Annotated in this window: 5 protein-coding genes, 1 tRNA gene and 1 pseudogene; 2 read left to right on the forward strand and 5 right to left on the reverse strand. The window is 76.3% G+C overall.

What is annotated here, in order from left to right; translation table 11 throughout:
* On the reverse strand, positions 1–1,003 hold a 1,003-nt coding region (locus tag EJA20_RS17790; RefSeq protein ID WP_276319559.1), incomplete at its 3' end, for a glycoside hydrolase family 20 zincin-like fold domain-containing protein.
* 266 nt (positions 1,004–1,269) lie between these two features.
* Between EJA20_RS17790 and EJA20_RS17795 the strand changes: the two genes are divergently transcribed.
* Positions 1,270–1,542 (forward strand): GlsB/YeaQ/YmgE family stress response membrane protein, encoded by a 273-nt coding sequence (locus EJA20_RS17795; protein ID WP_129339855.1) that lies wholly within the window; start codon positions 1,270–1,272, stop codon positions 1,540–1,542.
* Between the two features lie 143 nt (positions 1,543–1,685).
* Here the strand turns inward: EJA20_RS17795 and fgd are convergent, their stop codons facing one another.
* Entirely contained in the window at positions 1,686–2,705 is a 1,020-nt protein-coding gene (fgd, locus tag EJA20_RS17800; RefSeq protein ID WP_129339856.1) for a glucose-6-phosphate dehydrogenase (coenzyme-F420), read from the reverse strand.
* 195 nt (positions 2,706–2,900) lie between these two features.
* A complete protein-coding gene (mscL, locus tag EJA20_RS19640) occupies positions 2,901–3,293 on the reverse strand; it encodes a large conductance mechanosensitive channel protein MscL (protein WP_240675630.1) in 393 nt (130 codons plus the stop codon).
* A gap of 208 nt (positions 3,294–3,501) precedes the next feature.
* Between mscL and EJA20_RS17810 the strand changes: the two genes are divergently transcribed.
* Complete coding sequence (locus EJA20_RS17810; RefSeq protein WP_164984055.1) at positions 3,502–4,485, forward strand: acyltransferase family protein; 984 nt, start codon at positions 3,502–3,504, stop codon at positions 4,483–4,485.
* 199 nt (positions 4,486–4,684) lie between these two features.
* Here EJA20_RS17810 and EJA20_RS17815 read toward each other — a convergent pair.
* Positions 4,685–4,757, reverse strand: a tRNA-Ala gene (locus EJA20_RS17815).
* A gap of 75 nt (positions 4,758–4,832) precedes the next feature.
* A pseudogene (locus tag EJA20_RS18895) lies at positions 4,833–5,596 on the reverse strand (hypothetical protein); the annotation flags it as partial.

The raw sequence follows: 5,596 nt of genomic DNA on the forward strand, positions 1-5,596 counted from the left end.
CGCCACCGGCGGCCGGCGCCGGCCCGCGCCCCAGCACCACGCCGGTGCCCTCGCGGGCCGCCGCGACCGCCGCGGCCCGGGCGTCCTGGCCCGCGGTGAGCGTGTCCAGCAGGAGGAGCGTCCCCTCGGGCAGCCCCGTGCCCACCGGCTGGGGGGCCACGAGCGGCAGGCGGCCGGCGGACACGACCGCGGTCGCGGCCTCCGCCACACGGGCCGCGGCGCCCCCCGCCGGGTCGGCGCCGGTCCCGGCCGCGCGCAGGTGCACGAAGGCCGCGGGGCTCATCGGCACGAGCTCGGCCAGGACCGCGCCGAGCGCGTCGGCCGGGCGCCGGGGCCCCTCCGGGCCGGCCGGGACGACGAGCCCCGGGACCACCGCGACGCCGCGCACGTCGGCGTAGGCCACCAGCGACGTCCACTCCCCGGGGCCGAGCGCGCCGGCCGGGGCGTCGGTGCCGCGCAGCCGCAGCCGCCAGCCCTCCGGGCCCCGCAGCGGCAGCCCGAGGACGTCGAGCTTGTAGAGGGCGAGCACGTCGACGAGGAGGCACAGGGAGCGCAGGCCCAGCGCCGACCAGGGCCCGCGCACCTCCAGGCCGCGCCACCCGTGGTGCGGGGCGTCCTCCACCTCGCCGACGGGCAGCTCCGCCACGCCGCCCGGGCCGCGGCGCAGGCGCTGCCGGACCGTCGCGAGCGCGGGGGCCAGCCCGTCCGTGGAGCCCGCGGTCACCGTGACCCGCCGGGGGGCGACGACGAGCCGGTAGGCGCCGTCGGCGGGCAGGGCCTCGTCGAGCACGAGCTGGACGACGCCGTCGCCGCGGTCCGTGCCGACGACGAGGCCGACGTCCCCGCCGCCCTGGCGCGACAGCGCGTCCGCCCACACCGTCCCGGCGCCGACGAGGGCGGGGTCGTCGGCGACCGCCACCCGGACCGCGTTGGACAGCGCGAACACGCCCTCGCCGGGCGCCTCCCGCACCGGCCGGGGGACCACCGGCACCGCCTCGCTCACCACGCACCTCCCCGTGCCGTGGCCGCCCGGTCGGGCGACCCACCCGGGGCGCGCTCGCGCCACCGGCACCTGCCCCCGGACGGCACCCTAGACGTCGGCGGCCCCTGACGGCCGTCCACGTCCCTCCTCCGGGTGGTCCTCGCCCTCCGGACGGCCGTGAGGGCCTCCGCGGCGCCACTCGACGCGCGAAGTGCGAGGTCCGCCCCTAATGTCGAGTTCTCGTCAGGTCCGAACGAGTCAGGCTGGACGACCAGGAGGCAACAACCATGATCACCGGAATCATCAGTGCCATCATCGTCGGCGCCATCGTCGGGGCGCTCGGTCGCCTCCTCGTGCGCGGCAAGCAGCACATCTCGATCGTGCTGACCATCGTCATCGGGATCGTCGCCGCCCTCATCGGCACGTTCATCGCACGGGCCGCGGGGATCGCCGACACGAACGGCTTCGACTGGATCGAGTTCGCGATCCAGGTCGTGCTCGCCGCCATCGGCGTCGCCATCGTCGCCGGGCGCGGCGGCCGCCGCAGCGTCACCCGCTGAGCCGGGGGCGCACCGCGCCCCCACCCGGCCGCCCCACGGGACGGCCGCCTCCAGGACCCCGTCGCCCCTCGGGATGCGACGGGGTCCTGGCGCGTCCGGGCCCCGTCGTCCGCCCCGCAGGTGGACGACGGGGCCCCCTCGCGTCACCCGAGCGCGCGGAGCCGGGGCGCGAGGTCCTTCTCGAACGCCCCGAGGAAGCGCTCCTGGTCCTGGCCCGGTGCGTGGAAGACGAGGTGCGTGAAGCCGGCCTCCACGTAGGGCCGCACGAGCTCGGCCGTCTCCTCGGGGTCGGAGGAGACGATCCACCGCTTCGTCACCTGCTCGAGGGGCAGCGCGTCCGCCGCCCTCTCCATGGCCACCGGGTCCGTGAGCGAGTGCTTCTGCTCCGGGGTGAGGGACAGCGGCGCCCAGAACCGCGTGTTCTCCCGGGCGAGCTCGGGGTCCGGGTCGTAGGAGAGCTTGATCTCGATCATGCGGTCGATGCCCGCCACGTCGCGGCCGGCGGCCTCGGCCCCCTCCGCGAGCGCGGGCAGCAGCTTGTCCGTGTAGAGCTCCATGCCCTTGCCGGACGTGCAGATGAACCCGTCGCCCGCGCGCCCGACGTACTTCGCCACGACCGGACCGCCCGCCGCGATGTACACGGGCACGCCGCCCTCGGGCTTGTCGTAGACGGACGCGTCGTGGGTCGAGTAGTACTCGCCGTCGAACGACACGCGGTCCCCCGCCCACAGCGCCCGCATGAGCGCCACGGCCTCGCGGAGGCGGGCGAACCGCTCCTTGAACTCCGGCCACGTCTGCTCGCCGGCGCCCTGGTAGCCCGTGGCGATCTCGTTGAGGGCCTCGCCCGTGCCGACGCCGAGCATGATGCGTCCCGGGTGCAGGACGCCCAGCGTGCCGAAGGCCTGCGCCATGACGGCCGGGTTGTAGCGGTAGTGCGGCGTCATGACGGACGTGCCCAGCGTGATCGTCGAGGTGCGCTCCCCCACGGCCGCCAGCCACGCCAGCGAGAACGGCGCGTGGCCGCCCGTGTGGCGCCAGGGCTGGAAGTGGTCGGACACCACCGCGGAGTCCATGCCGTGCCGCTCGGCCGCCACCCCCAGCTCGACGAGCTCCCGCGCCCCGAACTGCTCCGCCGACGCCTTGTACCCCAGCTGCACCGTCACTGTCCGTGTCCTCTCCTCGCACCGGCGGACCCGCAGGTACGCCCGGCGGGGGGCCGGTGCGGCGGAGGGTCCGCCCCCATCCTCACAGCCGCCCGGGCGCGGTGCCGTCCGTGCCGGCGGCCCCCGTCCCCCGGCGGACGCACGACGACCCCGCACCGGGCCCCGAGGCGCCGGCGCGGGGTCGTCGTCCGGCCGTCAGAGGGTGCGGCGCTCCGCCAGCAGGTCGCGGATCTCCTGGAGCAGGAGGACGTCCTCCGCGGGGGCCTCGGGCTCGGGCTCGGCGCCGGCCTTGCGGCGCGCGGCGAGGTGGTTCATCGGCACGACGACGACGAAGTAGATCGCCGCGGCCACGAGGAGGAAGTTGATGATCGCCCCGAGGATGAGCCCGATCGAGAACTGCGCGCCGTTGACGGTGAACGTCATGGCCTGGCTGAGGTCGGGCGACCCGAAGAGCGCCGCGATGAGCGGGTTCAGGAAGCCGTCGACGAGCGCCGTCACCACGGCGGCGAAGGCCGCCCCGATGACGACGGCGACCGCGAGGTCGACGACGTTGCCGCGCAGGATGAAGTCCTTGAAGCCGGTGATCACGTCGGATCCTCCTGTCGTCGGGCGGCCCGGTGCTCGAGCCTGCCGGACAGTATGGCGGGACGACCGGTCGGACGTCCGACCATGGCGGACGTCACAGCCGGACGGGACAAAACGGGCAAAAGGTCCTCGGTACAGTGCCGCCGCACCACCAGGACGGTGGGGGGCACGAGCACCCGCCCCTCTGACGGCGAGACCCGCAGGGGGACACGTGGCACAGGCACGCATGGCATGGATGGACGAGCTCCGGGGGCTGGCGATCGTCCTCGTCGTCCTCTTCCACGCCCAGACCGTCGACGAGCGCTTCGTGCCGGAGATGCCGGACGCCGTCTGGACGACGATGGCGCTGTTCGCGCCCTTCCGGATGCCCCTGCTGATGTTCCTCTCGGGGATGCTCCTGGCGCGCTCCCTGTCGAAGCCGACGCCGGTCTTCTTCGCGGGCAAGCTGCGGGCCATCGCCTGGCCCTACCTGCTCTGGTCGCTGGTCTTCCTCGCCGTGTCGGCCCAGCTGACCGTGGGGAACGTCCTCGCCGTGGCGTACCTGCCTCCGACGTACCTGTGGTTCCTGTGGTTCCTCCTCGCCTACTACGTCGCGGCCTGGCTCATGCGCCTGTGGCGGATCCCGGCCTGGGTGGGCCTGGCGGTCGGCGTCCTCGGCGCCTTCGGCCCCGACGCCTTCCGGTTCTCCCGGTTCTGCTTCCTCTTCGTGTTCTTCCTCGCCGGCGACCTCTACGTCCGCCACCGCGACCGTCTCGCCCTCGACGCCCGCCGCCGGTGGCTCGTCCCGGCCGCCGCCCTCGTCGCGGTCGCCGGCGCGGTCGCGAGCGGCCTCGGCGTGGAGGTGCAGTACAGCCCCCTCTTCCTCGCCGCCCCCCTGGCGGCGGTGGTGCTGGCCGTCGTCGTCCTGCCCACCGTGCGGCTCGGCCGGGTCGGCGCGGCGCTGGCCTACGTCGGGCGCGACTCGCTCGTCTTCTACGTCACCCACTTCACGGTGCTGTGGGCCTGCGCCTGGGACCTCCGCGCGGCCGGCGTGACGAACGGGTGGGTCGTCTACGGGGTCACCGTCGTGGTGGCGCTCGGCGTGGGGCTCGCCCTCACGTGGGCCCGGCACCGCAGCCTGCTCGTCGACGCGCTGTTCCGCCTCCCGGGCCGCCCGGCCCGCGTGCCCGCCGCGGTCCCCGCCGGCGTGAGCTAGGCGCCTCCGCGGCCTCGCCCCCGCTCTCGCGGGGTGCACGACGAGGGACTCCCGGTCCCCCGGTACGACGGAGGGGCCCGGCCGACGGTCGGGCCCCTCCGTGTGCGTGCGGTGGCGCGGGGCGTCGACGCGGTCGTGCCGATGGCCCGGGGACGACGAGAGCGGGGCACTGTCCGACGGTGCCCCGCTCTGTCCGGGGTGGAGCTGAGGGGATTCGAACCCCTGACCTTCTCATTGCGAACGAGACGCGCTACCAACTGCGCCACAGCCCCTCGAAGCGGGAGCAACGATAGCACCGGGACGGCCGTGCCCCGAAATCGCGGGGCGGTCGCGCCGGTGCTGCACCGCTACTGGCCTGCGGCACGGCGGCGTGCGAGGACCGCGTCGAGGTCGATGCTGCCCGTCGTGACCACGGCGGGCTCGACCGTCGGGGCGGAGGACCCCGCGGGGACCGACGCCGTCGGCGCGGTGAGCGGGGCGGGCTCGCGGCGGGGCGCCGGCGCCTTCAGCGTGTACGTCGGGCGCGGCACGGGCACGGGCGACCAGCCGCCGTCGGCCCGGGGAGCCCTCTCGGCGGCCGGTTCGGCCGGCTCGTCGGACGTCGGGGCGGCTGCCGCGGCGGGGTCGGCGAGCGGTCGCGCGTCCGGCGCCGGGGCGGTGTCCTCGGTGGCGGTGGCGGTGGCGGTGGCGGTGGCGGTGGCGGTCTCGCCGGTCCTGTCGTCGGACCGGGCCTCCACCACGCCTGCAGGACCGGACGCGACGTCCTCGACGCGCGCGAAGACCTCGGTGCTGCCGTCGGAGGGATGCACGGCGCGTCCGGCCCGGCCGGCGCGCGCCGGGACGGGGCGGGCGGGGGTGCCCGCCGGGTGGGGCGCGACGGTCGCGAGCCGGGCCTGCCAGGCGGCCTCGGCGGCGCGGCCGGCGACGACCGCACGACGGCCGAGCACGAGGACGGCGGCGAGCAGGACGGTCGGGACCACCCCGGCGACGAGGGGGACGGCCGGCAGCGCGACGGCGAGCGCCCAGCCGACGACCGTGAGGGCCAGGAGCGCCCCGGCGAGGACCCCGCGACGGCGGGCGGCGGCGGCGCGGCGGGCGCGCGCGGCGGCGT

It is taken from the genome of Cellulomonas endophytica (assembly GCF_004123805.1).
Taxonomy (GTDB): Bacteria; Actinomycetota; Actinomycetes; order Actinomycetales; family Cellulomonadaceae; genus Cellulomonas; species Cellulomonas endophytica.

Excerpts from the sequence above, each read along its gene's own strand:
- EJA20_RS17795 (WP_129339855.1), top strand. The coding sequence starts at position 1,270 with ATGATCACCGGAATCATCAGTGCCATCATCGTCGGCGCCATCGTCGGG.